This is a genomic window from Pseudomonas sp. P4_C4, assembly GCF_056402055.1.
Map to the genome: position 1 here is coordinate 15,925 of NZ_JBFUID010000001.1, position 14,769 is coordinate 30,693.

The window sequence follows — 14,769 nt, forward strand, 5'->3', positions numbered from 1 at the left end:
CGGTGATGCCATGAACACCAAGCGCCCAGTCTGCGCGGCGCCTGCCCTCGAAACGCCCGCGCCCGCCGCCAGCCAGACATACAGTTACAGCAACCTTGCAGACACGGAATCGACCAGCACCGCGCTGGCCGAGGAAGTCGCGTTGGCGATTGCCTACAACGGCATCAGCCAGGCCGTCATGCTGGTGACACCCACGGACCTCGAAGACTTCATTGTCGGTTTCAGCCTGGGCAGCGGGATCATCGAGGACGCCACTGATATTTATGACCTGCAACTGACCGGCTCTGGCTCGGCGCAATACGCGCAAGTGACCATCGCCAACCGCGCCTTCTGGAACCTCAAGCAGCAGCGACGGCAACTGGCCGGCACCAGCGGTTGCGGGCTGTGCGGTGTGGAAGCAGTGGAGCAGGCACTCCCCGAGCTTCAGGTGTTGCCTGGCGCACCCTTGCCGCCTGCCGAATGGCTCGACGGCCTGCGCCAGCGCATCGGCGCGTTCCAGCCCCTTGGCCAGCACAGTGGTGCGGTACATGCCGCGGTGTTCATGAATGATCAGGGCGAGTTGCTGCTGGGTCGCGAAGACATCGGTCGGCACAACGCCCTCGACAAACTGATCGGCGGATTGATCCGCCAGAAGATCCCGACCGCTGGCGGGCTGGCGATCGTCACCAGCCGCTGCAGCCTCGAATTGATCCAGAAAGTCTTGCGCGCCGGCATCCAGACCCTGGTCAGCCTGTCGTCGCCCACGGGCCTTGCCGTGCAATGGGCCCGTCGCCACAACCTCAACCTCATCCATCTGCCACAGAAGAATGCACCGCGGGTCTACAGCCCAACGTTGGAGAAACAAGCGTGAGTCAACACCGTCAAGCCGACCAGACACCTGTCCCTCGCTACAAGCCCTACAAAGGCCCGGCCGGTGGTTGGGGCGCACTGATCAGCGTCGCACAGGCCTGGCTGAGCAGCGACAACGCGCTGAAAAACCTGCGCATGATGCTCAAGACCAACAAGAGCGGCGGCTTCGACTGCCCTGGTTGCGCCTGGGGTGATTCCAAGGAAGGCGGCATGGTGATGTTCTGCGAGAACGGCGCCAAGGCGGTGAACTGGGAAGCGACCAAACGCCGGGTCGACGCCAGATTCTTCGCCAAACACAGCGTCACTTCGCTGCTGGAGCAAAGCGACTACTGGCTCGAATATCAGGGCCGCCTGACCGAGCCGATGAGCTACGACGCCGAAACCGACCGCTACAAGCCGATCAGCTGGGACGACGCGTTCGCGCTGATCGCCAAACACCTGAACGGCTTGTCGAGCCCGGATCAGGCAGAGTTCTACACCTCGGGTCGGGCCAGCAACGAAGCGGCTTTTCTCTATCAGCTTTTCGTGCGCGCCTATGGCACCAACAACTTCCCTGATTGCTCGAACATGTGTCACGAGGCCAGCGGTGTCGCGATGTCGCAAAGCGTCGGTGTCGGCAAAGGCACTGTGACCTTCGACGACTTCGAACACGCCGACGCGATTTTCGTCTGGGGCCAGAACCCTGGCACCAACCACCCACGGATGCTCGAGCCGTTGCGCGAAGCGGTGAAGCGCGGCGCTCAGGTGGTGTGCATCAACCCGCTCAAGGAGCGTGGCCTGGAACGTTTCCAGCACCCGCAGCACGCGATCGAAATGCTCACCAACGGCGACAAGCCAACCAATACCGCATTCTTCCGTCCGGCCCTGGGCGGCGACATGGCGATCATGCGCGGCATGGCGAAATTTCTCTTGCTGTGGGAACGCGATGCGCAGAAAACCGGTGCACCGGCGGTGTTCGACCACGACTTCCTCAATGAACACAGCGCCAATGTGCTGGAGTACCTGGCGACCATCGACGAAACGCCGTGGGAGCAGATCGTCGAGCAGTCGGGCCTGACGCTGGTGGAGATCGAACAAGCGGCGCGCATGTACGCCAAGGGCAAGAACGTCATCATGTGCTGGGCCATGGGCATCACCCAGCACCGGCATTCGGTGGCGACCATCCAGGAAATCGCCAACCTGATGCTGCTGCGCGGCAACGTCGGCCGGCCCGGTGCCGGTCTATGTCCGGTGCGTGGTCACAGCAACGTGCAGGGCGACCGCACCATGGGCATCAACGAGTGTCCGCCAGTGGCGTTCCTCGATGCCTTGGAGCGTCGCTTCCAGTTCAAGGTGCCGCGCCACAACGGCCACAACGTGGTCGAGGCGATTCATGCGATGGCTGAAGGCCGGGCGAAAGTCTTTATCGGTCTGGGCGGCAACTTCGCCCAAGCCACGCCGGACAGCCCACGCACGTTCCAGGCCCTGCAGAACTGCGACCTGACCGTGCAGATCAGCACCAAGCTCAACCGCAGCCATTTGACCCACGGCAAGGATGCGCTGATCCTGCCGTGCCTGGGGCGCACCGACATCGATATCCAGACCGAAGGCCCGCAAGCGGTGACTGTCGAAGATTCGTTCAGCATGGTCCACGCCTCCAATGGTCAACTGCAGCCGCTGTCGAACCAGATGCGTTCGGAACCGGCGATCCTGGCCGGCATCGCCGCCGCGACCCTGGGCAGCCATCCGGTGGACTGGAACTGGCTGGTGGCCGATTACCGGCGTATCCGTGACCTGATCGCCGAGACTATTCCAGGCTTCAAGGACTTCAACGAGAAGGTCAGGAGTCCGGGCGGTTTCTACCTGGGCAACAGTGCCGGTGCGCGCAAGTGGAGCACTGCGTCGGGCCGGGCCAATTTCAAGCCAAACAGCCTGCCCGAGGATCTGGTGCACGAACGCACCCGCGCCACCGGGGTGCTGCCGGATCTGATCATGCAATCGATGCGTTCCCACGATCAGTACAACACCACGATCTATGGTCTCAACGACCGTTATCGCGGCGTGAAGGGACAGCGCGATGTGTTGTTCGTCAACGAAGCCGACATCATCCGCCTGGGCTTCAAGCCGGGGCAGAAGGCGGACATCGTTTCGCTTTGGGACGATGGTGTTGAACGTCGGGTAAAAGGCTTCACGCTGCTGGCGTTTGATATCCCGGCCGGGCAAGCGGCGGCCTACTATCCGGAAGTGAACCCGTTGGTGCCGCTGGAAAGCATCGGCGATGGAAGCCATACGCCAACATCGAAGTTTGTGGCGATCCGGTTGGAAGCGGCGAGTGAGACCGGACTGATCATGGCCAGGTCTGCGTAATGTGTTGTCTGAACTGGCCCCATCGCGAGCAAGCTCGCTCCCACAGGTTTTTTCTGTTGTTCACAAAATCTGCGTTCGACTGAAATCCCTGTGGGAGCGAGCTTGCTCGCGATGAGGCCAGATCACTCAACGAGCCTTCCGGATCCAACACATTTCTTTCGCCCACAAAAAAGGCCGCTTTCTCATGAAGACGGCCTTTGCGAAGTAGTAAAAGACCGGCAAAAAAACGTTAAGTTCCGCCCGAAAAACAGTAACTTGCAATATTGTATACAGGTCGTGTTATTCGTCGGATTTCGATTGTCACGCCCATTCCAGAGCCTCAGGATCGCGCCGTCATCCCCTTGAGGTTCCTCCATGAAGTTCTCCTCGATTCTCTTGTTGTCCCTTGGCCTGGTCAGCGGTATCGCGTCTGCTGGCGGCACCACCGAAGCCGGTGTAGGCGGCGCATTGGGCGGGGTTCTAGGCTCGGTCGTCGGTCAGTCGTTAGGCGGCAGTACAGGTTCCACCATCGGCGCAGCCCTGGGTGGCGCGGGTGGTAGCGCCGTCGGCGCAAACAAACACAGCCGTGGCGAAGCAGCCCTTGGCGGTGCGTTGGGCGCAGCAGGCGGTAACGTGGTCGGTCGCAGCATGGGCGGCACCAGCGGCAGCCTGATCGGTGCCGCAGCAGGCGGCGGTGCCGGTGGTGCGCTGGGTAACTACATGGGCAAAGAGTACGATGATGAAGGCGGCGATCGTCGTTCGTATCGTGACCATGACGATCGTCGTTACTACCGTGACGGCCATCCGGGCCGCGGCCATGCCTATGGCCATCGCAAGCACCACCACAGGTATTACCGCGACTAAGGCCTCGAGCGCCTCGCTGGTGAGTACATCAAAAATCGCAGCCCCAAGGGCTGCGATTTTTTTTGCCTTACTGAACCACCAGACACTCCAGCGCCCCGCGCAACCCTGCAGGAATCGCCACGGGTTGATTCGACGCACGATCGACAAACACATGCACGAAGCGCCCTGCCGCGCAGGCTTCGTCTTCCCCTTGCTTGAACACAGCCAGTTCGTATTGCACCGAGCTGTTGCCCAGCTTGCCCACCCGCAGACCGATCTCGATGCGGTCCGGGAAGGCAATGGAAGCAAAGTAATCACAGGCCGAGCTCACCACGAACCCCACCACCTCACCGCCATGGATATCCAGGCCGCCGACTTCGATCAGGTAAGTGTTCACCGCCGTATCGAAGAAGCTGTAATAGGTAACGTTGTTGACGTGACCGTAGGCGTCATTGTCGTGCCAGCGGGTGGTGATGGGTTGGAAGTGCGGGTAGTCGGTGCGTTGGATTGCCGGGTTGGACATCAGTGTCAGTTCCTGGAGTGGGTTCTGCAGTCTAAGGTGAAACCGCGTCGCGATCATTCGCGAGCAGGCGCCACATGAATCACTTGTCTGCAAAGCCCTTGCCAGCCGCCGCCAGCTCACCAATCACCCGCGCCGGTTGCCAGTGATCGCCCTGACGGGTCTCAAGGTCCATCAAGCGCCGATGAATGTCCGCCAGTCCCTGCTGATCCGCCCAGGCCATCGGCCCGCCCTTGTCCGCCGGGAATCCGTAACCATTGAGGTAGACCAGATCGATGTCGTGAGCCGACCTGGCAATGCCCTCCTGAAGGATCTTCGCGCCTTCATTGACCAGTGCCAGCAAGCAGCGCTCGAGAATTTCTTCCGGGCTGATCTCGCGGCGCTGGAACCCCAACGCCTCACTGACTTGAAGCACCAGTGCGTCGACCTGCGGATCGTGTTCGGCCTGGCGACTGCCCGGCTCGTAGTGGTAATAGCCATTGCCACTCTTCTGGCCAAAACGCTCCATTTCGCACAGTCGGTTATCCACCTGAACCTCTGGAGCGTCCTGCCCGACACCGGACAGTTGCCGGGCGCGCCACTGCAGGTCGACACCCACCACGTCGAACATGCGGAACGGCCCCATGGCGAAACCGAACCCTTGCAGCGCTGCGTCCACCTGGTAGGGATAAGCGCCTTCCAGCAGCATTTTTCGCGCTTCGAGCACGTAGGTATTGAGCATGCGGTTGCCAATGAAGCCGTCGCAATTGCCCGCCACCACACTGACCTTGCCCATGCGCTGGCCGAGCGCCAGTGCCGCGTCGAGAACTGCCGGTGCAGTCTGCGCGCCACGGACGATTTCCAGCAGCTTCATGATGTGCGCCGGACTGAAGAAGTGCAGGCCCAGGACCTGCTGCGGGCGACCCGTAATCGCAGCAATGGCGTCGATGTCCAGCGCCGAAGTATTGCTCGCCAGAATCGCTTCAGGTTTGAGCAGGCCATCGAGCTCGCGGAAGATTTTCTGTTTGAGCTCAAGATTTTCGTACACCGCTTCGATGACCAGGTCGACATCGCGGATGGCCGTATAACCATCTGCCGCCGTAACGCGCGCCACACGGGCATCGGCTTCGCTCTGGTCAATGCGGCCCTGGCGCACGTTGTGGGCATAGGTGTCCGCCACGGTGACCAGCGCCTGCTCCAGCATCTGCGGGTTATTGTCGAGCCACTGCACGGCCACTCCGGCGTTGGCCAGGCACATGACAATGCCACGGCCCATGGTGCCCGCGCCGATGACGGCGGCGCGCTGAATATTCAACGGTGTCTGGCTCATGTTTTGTTCTCTTGTTGGCGATCCGAAGACAGTCATCACCATAGTCAGCCACTGGTTTTTTTTGAAATTTATTCCTGTGATGAGCAACATTCAGCGGATGGATGTAGCCCTTTGAATACACCGCAAATCCCTGTGGGAGCGAGCTTGCCCGCGATGAGGTCGGTACATTCAACAGTGATGGTGACTGACAAATCGCCATCGTCGGAACGCCGCCCGGAGCAAGCTCGCTCCCACAGGGTTTTAGTTCAGCCGGCAAGATGCCGCTCGGCCCAACTGCGCACCCCGGCATACGGATAATCTTCCAGCGCCGCAAACCCCGAAATCGTCCTTGCCTTGAGCTTGGTGAACAACGGCACACTGATCCCGCACAGAAACCGTGTCACGCGTTCAGCCGAGGGCACGTTGCCCGTGTGCTGCTCGTGCCTGTGGATAAAATCGCCACACAGCGTTTCGAAATTTTTATCCACAAGCGCCGGCAACTCCGGTGGTGCCGGTAGCCGCGCCACCTGTCCATGACACACCGAACAGTGTCCACATTGCTGCGGTGCATTGTGGTCACCGAAATATTCGGCCAGGCGATAACCCAGGCATCGGTCGGTAGCGAACAGATCCAGCATCGCGTGAATCCGCGCGACTTCGGTGTGCTCATGCCGAGTGAAATAGCCGTGCAGCTCCTCGCTCAACGCGACGTTGTCGAACCCGCTTTGCAGCACGCTGTAGACCTCGGTCATCTGCTTGCTTTCGAGCTCCACCCAGCCCTTCTCCTGGAAGTAATCCAGCGCCTTGACCACCCGACTGCGCTCGGCCTGGTGCTGCTCGTACAACGCTTCGAAATTCACCGTGGCCCAGGTCCGGGCGCGGCTGGAAGTCTGGATGATCGCAGCGACAAAATCCCTGCGCTCGCCTTCGAAACGCGCCAATAGCGCCTCGGGCTCCAGCAAATACTTGAAACGGTACTCGGCGTAGTACGCATAGCGCGGGGCGATCAACCCGCGCAACTCGAGTTGCACCAGCAAGGTCTTGAGCGGCAACTGGCGAATATTGCTCTGATCGGCCAACGGTCCCAGCAGAAACTCCCACTGGCCTTCGGGTGCTGCGGCATGCATCTCGTCAAGCACGCAACGGATGCCATCCAGCTCGGGCGTGTCGCCGTAAACGAAATTCTCCAGCACGTTGAGGCTGTCGCGGTTGGCCAACACCAGGCAGTCCGACGGCTGCCCGTCGCGCCCGGCGCGGCCGATTTCCTGGCTGTAGTTTTCGATGGATTTTGGCAGGTCGAAATGCACCACGTTGCGGATGTCACTCTTGTCGATGCCCATGCCAAAGGCGATGGTGGCGACGATGCAATTGGACTGCCCGCCCATGAAGCGACGCTGGATCGCTTCCCGTTGCTCATGGGGCAACCCGGCGTGATAAGCCTCGGCATGAATGCCGTTGCGGTTCAGGTGTTCGGCGATGTGCTCGGCGGTTTTTTGCAAGGTGACATAGACGATGCCCGGCTGGTCCGGACGCTGGCTCATCCATTCGACCAGGCGCCTGCGCTTGTCCGCTCCGCGAACAGGCTCCACCAGCAAATTCAGGTTCGGGCGATAGAAACCGGTGGTCACTACATCCTCGGCGGCGATGGCGAATTTCGCCTGCATGTCGGCGATGACCTTGGGCGTCGCCGTTGCGGTCAGCAGCAGCACCTGCGGGATGTTGAACTGGCGTTGATAGTCGGGAAGCTTGAGGTAGTCCGGGCGAAAGTTATGACCCCATTCGGAAATGCAATGCGCCTCGTCCACCACCAGTAGCGAGATCGGCACCTGCTGCAGAAAATGCCGGAAGCGCTCGTTCTTCAGGCGCTCCACTGAGATCATCAGAATCTTCAACTCGCCGGACTTGGCACGGGCCATGACATCACTGGCGTCATCGCGGCTCTGGGCCGAATCGATACTGCCCGCCGAGATGCCGTGGCGCTGCAGGAACGCCAACTGATCCTGCATCAACGCCAGCAACGGCGAGACCACCAGCGTCAGGTGCGGCAGCAACAGCGCCGGCAATTGGTAGCAAAGGGATTTGCCGGAACCGGTGGGGAAAATCGCCGCCGCCGAACGCCCGGCCAGCACGGCACTGACGGCCGCCTCCTGACCGGGTCGAAATTGTGGATAACCGAAAACCTGTTCCAGGGTGTTGTGCATAAGCTGTCACTCCGTTGACCGCTGCAAAGCCAAAAGACTAGTCGGTGATCGCAGCGAATCGAGAAAAGGTCGGGGCATAAACGATACGGGATGATACAGCCTCAACACGCCCTGCTGACGCCACAGATCGAAACACACAGAGCACTTTGCCACCTGACGCCCCGTCTCCCCCCACAGGTATGGTTCACCCCCACACCCGTAACGCTGCGCGAAGTCTTCATGACAACAGGAGGCCTGATGTGCGCGGCCCCTGCCGAAGGACCGATCATGTTTCAACGAACTGTTTTTCCATTTGCTCTGTTGCTGCCAGTGCCGCTGCTGCTCAGTGGATGTCTGACCACGCCCGAAAAGCCCGCAATCAAACCGGGCACATTCGAAACAGCCGAGTATCACGCTCAAAAGGGGTTGGCGGTCATCCAGGCGTCACGCCTGTACGCACGTGGCGGCACCGGCCAAGGCGTACCAGTCGCGTTGATTGACTCAGGCCTGAACGCCGAACTGCCAGAATTTCAAGGCAGGGTCCGCGACCCCGGTTTTGACTATGTCGAGAATCGTCCCGGTACCCATGATCGCGTTGGCCACGGCACTCAAATGGCCGGCATTCTGGCCGCCAACAAAGACGACCGGGGTATGCACGGCGTTGCGTTCAACGCTCAACTGATCCCCTATCGTTTCGGTGACGACAACGAACCCTTCTTCTTCGACAGTGAGATTTCCCGCTCCTGGCAAGCCGGGTTCGATCTAGGTGCGCGCATATTCAACAACTCGTGGGCCAATGCCATTCCAGCAACGGAAATCACCGAAGCACGTTACAAACAGATCATGCCCGACTCGCTGACGAGCGCGCGAAAACTGGTTCAGCAAGGCGCGGTATTTGTGTTTCCGACCGGTAATGAACTCAAACGAGAGCCTCTTGCAGAGCCGGGTTTACCCCTTGCCATCCCTGAGTTGGAAAAGGGCTGGATCGCCGTAGTTGCATTGAAAAACGATGGCAGTGCCATCAATGGCAAATCTAACTATTGTGGTGTCGCAGCGGCCTGGTGCATCGCCGTTCCTGGTGGGGACTCAGGCGCAGACCAGGGATTGCTGACCACTGGCAAGGACGGCAAATACGTCCAGACTACCGGTACGTCCCCCGCCGCCGCGTTGGTCAGTGGCGCGTTGGCGGCAGTCCAGAGCCTGTACCCAGAAATGAGTGCACAGCAAGTGCGCAACCACTTGCTTGAAACCGCAAACCGGACCGGTCTCTACGCCAACAGTGAAGCCTACGGCCGAGGATTGCTCGACCTTGATGCGGCGTCGCGGCGTCCTCCCGCACCGGCAGTCGATTGAGTCCGGCCCATCGAGCACCCTACATATTTTTCTGCGCAGCTTTGTAGGAATCATTTCCTGTAGAAGCATTCTTCGATAAAACCCTGGGGGGTGCGTAGGAGCATTCCTCCCAAGGCAGTAAACGCCCTACAAAACCTGTCCATTGCGGCTGTATTGCTCTGCTTCGCCACACTCTTCATAGTTTTAGCGCGGCTGAAAATACTGTGGCGGCCTGCCGGATCACCTCCGATCTCTTACAGGACTGAGACATCAATGCCCTCGCTAAAGACATCTACCGAACGCTATCAGTCGCTTAAATCCAGCTACAGCGAAACCCCGGTGCTGGTCATCGATACCGAGGCCGACCCCTTCGAGATCCTCGACGCGGCCCGACAACGCATCCGCGCCGCCAGCGACCTGCTCGAAACCCTTTATTGCACGTGTTTCAAACAGGCCGAAGCGAGCGACATCCCCAAGATCGTCAGCGCCCTGTACCTGCTGACCCAGGACGGCAACGACATGCTCGACATCGCCCGGCAACGCTTGCCGAAACTCACCGACTGAAGCACCACCACAATCCCCTGTAGGAGCGAGCTCGCTCGCGATGGTCGTCAACGATAACGCGTGTTTACGGGTTAAACGCAGCGCTCTCGGCTCCATCGTCGGAACGCCGCCCGGAGCAAGTTGTGCCGTCATTCGCACCGCGGACATTTATGCTCTCGCAATGCATTGCCATGGCGACTGTGTGCGGGACGCCTTCGGGCAAGCCGGGCGTTCTACAGCACTAATTACACCACGTAACGAATGAAGTTCCCGCTCCCACCTTTATCCCCTCCCGCCAACCCCATACATTCATCTCCAACGCCTCTCCCATCATCCCGACGGGAAGGTCACTGGAGTTTCCCTCATGCCTTTCGTAACCGTACGCATCACCCGCGATGGCGTTACCACTGAGCAGAAAGCTCAGGTGATTGCCGAAATCACTGAAACACTGGAGCGCGTCCTGAATAAACGCCCTGACCTGACCCACATCGTGATCGAGGAAGTCGACACCGATAACTGGGGTTACGCCGGCATCACCACCACCCAGTACCGCAAGCAACTGGCCGAGGCAGAGGGGAAGTCATGACGTCCTCCGTCACCATCGATTTCATTTCCGATGTGGTGTGCCCCTGGTGCGCATTGGGGGCGACGGCGCTGGAGCAGGCGATCGAGAACGTGGCCGGGGAAGTCTCGGTCGAGCTGACCTACAAGCCGTTCGAGTTGAACCCGAATATGCCGGCCGAAGGTGAGCAAGCGGTCGAGCACTTGATGCGTAAGTACGGGAGAACCGCCGACGACATCGCCGCCGGCAAGGCCATGCAAATCGCTCGCGGTGAGGCCATCGGCTTCAAGTTCGATCTGGAGAAGCGCACGCACTTCTACAACACCTTCGATGCGCACCGTTTGTTGCTGTGGGCGTTGCAGGAAGGGCGGCAAGTCGAGCTGAAGAAGGTTTTGCTTCGGGGCTATTTCAGCGAAGGCCAGAACCCGAGTGATCACCAGGCGCTGGTGCGTCTGGCGGCTGAAGCGGGGCTGGATGGGGCAAGTGCACAAGAGGTGCTGACGTCCGGTGCGTTCGCCGATGAGGTTCGGGAACTTGAAACCTACTACCAGCAGCACGGCATCAACTCGGTCCCAGCCATGGTGCTGAACGGTCATCACCTGGTGTCCGGCTCGCAATCGGTCGAGTACTACGAACAGATGTTGAGACAAATGGCCAAGGCACCGGCCGAAGCCTGATTACAGATTTCTACCCCACTTTTAATTGTCAGAGGTCTTCATCATGAGCATTTCGAAAAAAGTCATCGTAATCACCGGCGCATCCCAAGGTCTCGGCGACGGTATGGTCAAAGCCTTCCGTGAACTCGGTTACCGTATCGTCGCCACATCGCGCTCGATCAAGCCGTCCACCGATCCGGACATTCACACAGTGGCCGGTGACATCGGCGAGCCGGAAACCGCCCAACGCGTCATCCGTGAAGCGATTTCCCGTTTCGGTCGCATCGACACCCTGGTCAACAACGCCGGGATCTTCATCGCCAAGCCGTTCACCGCGTACACCGCGGAGGACTACGCCAATGTGTTGTCGGTGAACGTCAACGGCTTCTTCTACATCACCCAACTCGCCATCGCCGAGATGGAAAAGCAGGGCAGTGGCCACGTCGTCAACATCACCACCAGCCTGGTGGACCACGCCATCGACGGCGTGCCATCGGTGCTGGCATCGCTGACCAAGGGCGGCCTCAACGCGGCAACCAAATCCCTGGCCATCGAATACGCCAAGCGCGGGATTCGGGTGAACGCCGTCAGCCCAGGCATCATCAAGACCCCGATGCACGGCGAAGAAACCCACGCCGCACTGGGCAATCTGCACCCGGTCGGGCACATGGGCGAGATCGATGATATTGCACAAGCAGTCGTGTATCTGGACGGCGCCAAGTTCGTTACCGGCGAAATCCTGCACGTGGACGGTGGTCAGAGCGCGGGACACTGAAAGCGCTTTTTTAAACCCCGGAAACAACAAAGCCCCTGCATTTCTGCAGGGGCTTTGTTTTGTATGGTGCCGGCACCAGACGAACGGTAGCTTTCTGCGGGGCTAGGTTTTCTGCGGGTCTGGAACTCGGTGGAAAATTTGGCGTACCCCAACTAGTAACTATAAATAAATCAGCTAGTTATAGCTTTCTGTGGAATCGAACTGGGGCTTTACTGGCGAGTAGCAATTCATTCAACTTCAGTCGGGCCTAGATCCTGAGCCCGCTAGCGTGTCCTAGGGTGGCCAACCATTTTCCCAAGAGTTGAACGGGGCCCTCCATGGCCCCATGCTGCTTGGTTTGTATAAGACTCTATGGCCAATAGTTATCCAAGAAATGGATCGTGAAACCGGTAAGCGCGACCGCGCTCGTTGACAGGCGCCAGATGAGCCAAGGCCGCTTGGTCGCTAATACCTTGATTACGTAGGGCTCCGTATAATTGGTAGAACTCACCGTTCAAATCTCCGGCGAAAATTCCGGGGTCATCCGAGCCTAGCGATACCATGATTTCAGGGTCGCCTTTTTCCACAAACCCAGGCACGCGCATCCATCGAAGTGCATGGTGTTCGCTGAAATTATGGTACTGACTGATGCGCACATTACTGGACGGGAGGGTTTCGACCACGACGTTACGGTGAGCAACTTCGCGCATCAGAGCTTGTTGGAGCTGCAGGTAAGTGATTTCGTCAAAATAAGCAGCGTCCACGCTTTCCAGCGACTCGCTACGCTGGCAAAGATTCTCGTCGCTGAGCCATTCCCACAGCAGATTCAAATGGTGTGGGTTGCTGTGCTTTGCTGCGCGGATGCGCAGTGCTTCGGCTTGCCAGATGTCATTGAGCGGCGTTATGTCCACTGACCAGTCCGTTTCAAAGGCCGCCTGCAGATAGCGGACATTCAGGTGTCGCAGACCCATTGCGGCTTCAAGCTCTGCACAGCTGATGTCACGGCGGAACACCTCGCCCGCACACTTGGCCAAATCGTCCGCTACTCTGGAAGCCGCGGCGGTTGCTTCGGGCAGGGTACGTAACAAGCGCCAAGCGGCTAACAAGTCCAGCATCCATTCGCCTTTTTTTACCACCAATTGCCCTGGCATGCGCTCCAGCCAAAGTCTGGGAGCAATGCCCATGGCTGTGCCGTGGCCTATGCGGTCCCCATCGCGCAGGTCAAGAAGTTCTAGTGCGTCATACATGGCACGCAGACCACTCAACAGATGGGCAAAATCCTCCCCTACATGGTAGCTACGATGGGTTAGGCCGGCGTGCTGACAAGCTCGATAGCAACTGGCAAATACCTCGGGAGGGGCGTGCAGTTCATTTGATGCCGCATCTATTCCGCGTACCCAAGTACGTAACCTGGGCCATCGTTTGAGGGTTTCGAGCAGTACGTTAGTGCTATGTTCCAGCTCTGCACGCTGAGCGTAAAAACGGTTAGGTCCAGCCTTTTTGCCGGGAGCCCATGGCTTTTTTATGAAATGCACCACTAGGGCAAGGCGGTGATGTGAACGGTCAAGGGGTGATTTATTTAGGAAGATAGTTTCCAGTTGCGCAAGCATGTCGCCCAAGTTGCGGGGGGCTGGTTTTGAATTGAGGTCGTGCGGGGAGTGGCTCTGAAGGTAATGCCAATAACCCCCCAGTATTGCTTTCAACAGTTGATGGTTCTTGCGTAGCGTGCTCTTGGGCGCAAAACGCCCTTCCAGGTAGGTGGTACGGCTGGCACCTGTTTGTCTGCCATGCATAGCCCAGAAGCGAGGAAGGTAGTCTGCTTCTGCAGGTTCGCGCAGCTCGGTGTAAGTCAACTTTTGGAACTGGTCGAAACCGAATTGCTCCTCGCTTTGAACCAGTAGGCGATAATACTGGTTCTGTAATAGCAGATAGGCGTGGAACATGCGCTCGATTATCACACTGGGTTCTATTGTGAGCTTTTGCAGGAGCTGTTGCATCCAGCTTAACTCGTCGTCGGCGCAGCTTTGAGCGGACAACTCTAGATGTCTTTCGCCGGGGGCAGGAGCCAGCTCTTGCTGGTTCTCCTCATCGGCTAACTCCGAGTAGTCGTAGGGCAGGCAGACATTTGCGCTTAGGGTATTGGTTGCTGCTGCAATCAGCCATAGCCGCAAGCGGCTTGCAACCACAAGCTGGCTGTGCAGTTCAACTGGTGACAGTTCTGGATTGATGGAGTGTGCCAGCTCGCGGATGCTGGCCGCATCGGTTCGACTGCGGTTATGCCATTTGATGCCGAAATCTCTTGTCTCCTGCTTTGGCGTGCGCAGAGCACGCAGCCAGCAGTTTTCCGCGTGGGTGCTGCCGTTGAGATGTAGATGTGTCTCGTGTAAGCCTTCGCGGGCAAGATAGTCCTCAACCACCGGATCGTATGGGCTGACGATAGGTAAATGTCTTTCTGCCCAGTTTGGCTGCTCTCCCCTCGACCAGTGAGTAGCCCTCTGATCTAGTAGCCCGTCGCGGGGCAGCGCTAGCAGATGAGCAGCCGCCTGCAGGGGGAGGCCGGATATGCGACTCACTACGCTTTGCTGCCAGGCACCAAACTTCTGTTGCCTCACATACAACTTCCCGTGTTGGAACTTGAGAAATTCGTCTGCCATGGCCTGAAGGGTGGCGAGCAATAGAGAAGGCTTCTCTTTGCCAGTCGGATGACTAGTAAGCCGCTGGAAACTATGCTCAAAGACGTGGTCCGGCAGACGGGAGGACCAAGGGAGATAACCAAGATAAACTGCCTCTCGCAGGTCTTGTGAGCCCAAAGGTGTATGAAAAGGTGTATGCCTCACGAGGGACAGCACCTTGTGGCTGGCGAGCAGACTGGTACCGATTTGGGCAATAACTGAAGCGGCTTGTTCGCGCATGCTAT

12 protein-coding genes are annotated in these 14,769 nt (G+C 58.8%); 8 read left to right on the forward strand and 4 right to left on the reverse strand.

Annotated elements, in window-relative coordinates:
- Nucleotides 1–10 precede the first annotated feature (10 nt).
- From fdhD to AC1DXW_RS00090, 3 genes are all read left to right on the forward strand, one after another.
- Complete coding sequence (fdhD, locus tag AC1DXW_RS00080) at nucleotides 11–850, forward strand: formate dehydrogenase accessory sulfurtransferase FdhD (RefSeq protein WP_108216149.1); 840 nt, start codon at nucleotides 11–13, stop codon at nucleotides 848–850.
- The gene (locus AC1DXW_RS00085; RefSeq protein ID WP_477753846.1) at nucleotides 847–3,195 is read left to right on the forward strand and encodes an FdhF/YdeP family oxidoreductase; all 2,349 of its coding nucleotides are present in this window, start codon (nucleotides 847–849) and stop codon (nucleotides 3,193–3,195) included. Before fdhD ends, AC1DXW_RS00085 begins: the two co-directional genes overlap by 4 nt.
- 354 nt (nucleotides 3,196–3,549) lie before the next feature.
- Nucleotides 3,550–4,038: a glycine zipper domain-containing protein gene (locus tag AC1DXW_RS00090; protein ID WP_477753847.1), complete on the forward strand. Its 489-nt coding sequence runs from the start codon at nucleotides 3,550–3,552 to the stop codon at nucleotides 4,036–4,038.
- Nucleotides 4,039–4,105: 67 nt separating this feature from the next.
- Here AC1DXW_RS00090 and AC1DXW_RS00095 read toward each other — a convergent pair whose 3' ends face one another.
- The 3 genes from AC1DXW_RS00095 to AC1DXW_RS00105 all read right to left on the reverse strand — a co-directional run bounded on the left by AC1DXW_RS00095 (nucleotide 4,106) and on the right by AC1DXW_RS00105 (nucleotide 8,026).
- Nucleotides 4,106–4,540, reverse strand: a complete 435-nt coding sequence (locus AC1DXW_RS00095) for an acyl-CoA thioesterase (RefSeq protein WP_477753848.1) — start codon at nucleotides 4,538–4,540, stop codon at nucleotides 4,106–4,108.
- A 79-nt stretch (nucleotides 4,541–4,619) separates the two neighbouring features.
- Nucleotides 4,620–5,846: a 3-hydroxyacyl-CoA dehydrogenase gene (locus AC1DXW_RS00100; protein ID WP_477753849.1), complete on the reverse strand. Its 1,227-nt coding sequence runs from the start codon at nucleotides 5,844–5,846 to the stop codon at nucleotides 4,620–4,622.
- Nucleotides 5,847–6,091: 245 nt separating this feature from the next.
- A complete protein-coding gene (locus tag AC1DXW_RS00105; RefSeq protein ID WP_477759703.1) occupies nucleotides 6,092–8,026 on the reverse strand; it encodes a RecQ family ATP-dependent DNA helicase in 1,935 nt (644 codons plus the stop codon).
- Nucleotides 8,027–8,293: 267 nt separating this feature from the next.
- On the opposite strand from AC1DXW_RS00105, the gene AC1DXW_RS00110 reads away from it, so the two are divergent.
- The 5 genes from AC1DXW_RS00110 to AC1DXW_RS00130 all read left to right on the forward strand — a co-directional run bounded on the left by AC1DXW_RS00110 (nucleotide 8,294) and on the right by AC1DXW_RS00130 (nucleotide 11,873).
- Nucleotides 8,294–9,358 (forward strand): S8 family peptidase, encoded by a 1,065-nt coding sequence (locus AC1DXW_RS00110; protein ID WP_477759726.1) that lies wholly within the window; start codon nucleotides 8,294–8,296, stop codon nucleotides 9,356–9,358.
- 252 nt (nucleotides 9,359–9,610) lie between these two features.
- Nucleotides 9,611–9,901, forward strand: a complete 291-nt coding sequence (locus tag AC1DXW_RS00115; protein ID WP_477753851.1) for a hypothetical protein — start codon at nucleotides 9,611–9,613, stop codon at nucleotides 9,899–9,901.
- Between the two features lie 343 nt (nucleotides 9,902–10,244).
- Nucleotides 10,245–10,466: a tautomerase family protein gene (locus tag AC1DXW_RS00120; protein WP_007972813.1), complete on the forward strand. Its 222-nt coding sequence runs from the start codon at nucleotides 10,245–10,247 to the stop codon at nucleotides 10,464–10,466.
- Nucleotides 10,463–11,119: a DsbA family oxidoreductase gene (locus AC1DXW_RS00125; RefSeq protein WP_477753852.1), complete on the forward strand. Its 657-nt coding sequence runs from the start codon at nucleotides 10,463–10,465 to the stop codon at nucleotides 11,117–11,119. Before AC1DXW_RS00120 ends, AC1DXW_RS00125 begins: the two co-directional genes overlap by 4 nt.
- 43 nt (nucleotides 11,120–11,162) lie before the next feature.
- The gene (locus tag AC1DXW_RS00130) at nucleotides 11,163–11,873 is read left to right on the forward strand and encodes an SDR family NAD(P)-dependent oxidoreductase (RefSeq protein WP_223511786.1); all 711 of its coding nucleotides are present in this window, start codon (nucleotides 11,163–11,165) and stop codon (nucleotides 11,871–11,873) included.
- Between the two features lie 362 nt (nucleotides 11,874–12,235).
- Here the strand turns inward: AC1DXW_RS00130 and AC1DXW_RS00135 are convergent, their stop codons facing one another.
- Nucleotides 12,236–14,764, reverse strand: a complete 2,529-nt coding sequence (locus AC1DXW_RS00135; RefSeq protein ID WP_217836909.1) for an amidohydrolase family protein — start codon at nucleotides 14,762–14,764, stop codon at nucleotides 12,236–12,238.
- Between the last annotated feature and the right edge of the window lie 5 nt (nucleotides 14,765–14,769).

Bases quoted from the DNA above. Each gene is read 5' to 3' on its own strand.
- AC1DXW_RS00120 (WP_007972813.1), top strand. From the start codon at position 10,245: ATGCCTTTCGTAACCGTACGCATCACCCGCGATGGCGTTACCACTGAG.
- AC1DXW_RS00105 (WP_477759703.1), bottom strand. From the start codon at position 8,026: ATGCACAACACCCTGGAACAGGTTTTCGGTTATCCACAATTTCGACCC.
- AC1DXW_RS00135 (WP_217836909.1), bottom strand. From the start codon at position 14,764: ATGCGCGAACAAGCCGCTTCAGTTATTGCCCAAATCGGTACCAGTCTG.
- AC1DXW_RS00100 (WP_477753849.1), bottom strand. From the start codon at position 5,846: ATGAGCCAGACACCGTTGAATATTCAGCGCGCCGCCGTCATCGGCGCG.
- fdhD (WP_108216149.1), top strand. From the start codon at position 11: ATGAACACCAAGCGCCCAGTCTGCGCGGCGCCTGCCCTCGAAACGCCC.
- AC1DXW_RS00090 (WP_477753847.1), top strand. From the start codon at position 3,550: ATGAAGTTCTCCTCGATTCTCTTGTTGTCCCTTGGCCTGGTCAGCGGT.
- AC1DXW_RS00110 (WP_477759726.1), top strand. From the start codon at position 8,294: ATGTTTCAACGAACTGTTTTTCCATTTGCTCTGTTGCTGCCAGTGCCG.
- AC1DXW_RS00130 (WP_223511786.1), top strand. From the start codon at position 11,163: ATGAGCATTTCGAAAAAAGTCATCGTAATCACCGGCGCATCCCAAGGT.
- AC1DXW_RS00125 (WP_477753852.1), top strand. From the start codon at position 10,463: ATGACGTCCTCCGTCACCATCGATTTCATTTCCGATGTGGTGTGCCCC.
- AC1DXW_RS00115 (WP_477753851.1), top strand. From the start codon at position 9,611: ATGCCCTCGCTAAAGACATCTACCGAACGCTATCAGTCGCTTAAATCC.
- AC1DXW_RS00095 (WP_477753848.1), bottom strand. From the start codon at position 4,540: ATGTCCAACCCGGCAATCCAACGCACCGACTACCCGCACTTCCAACCC.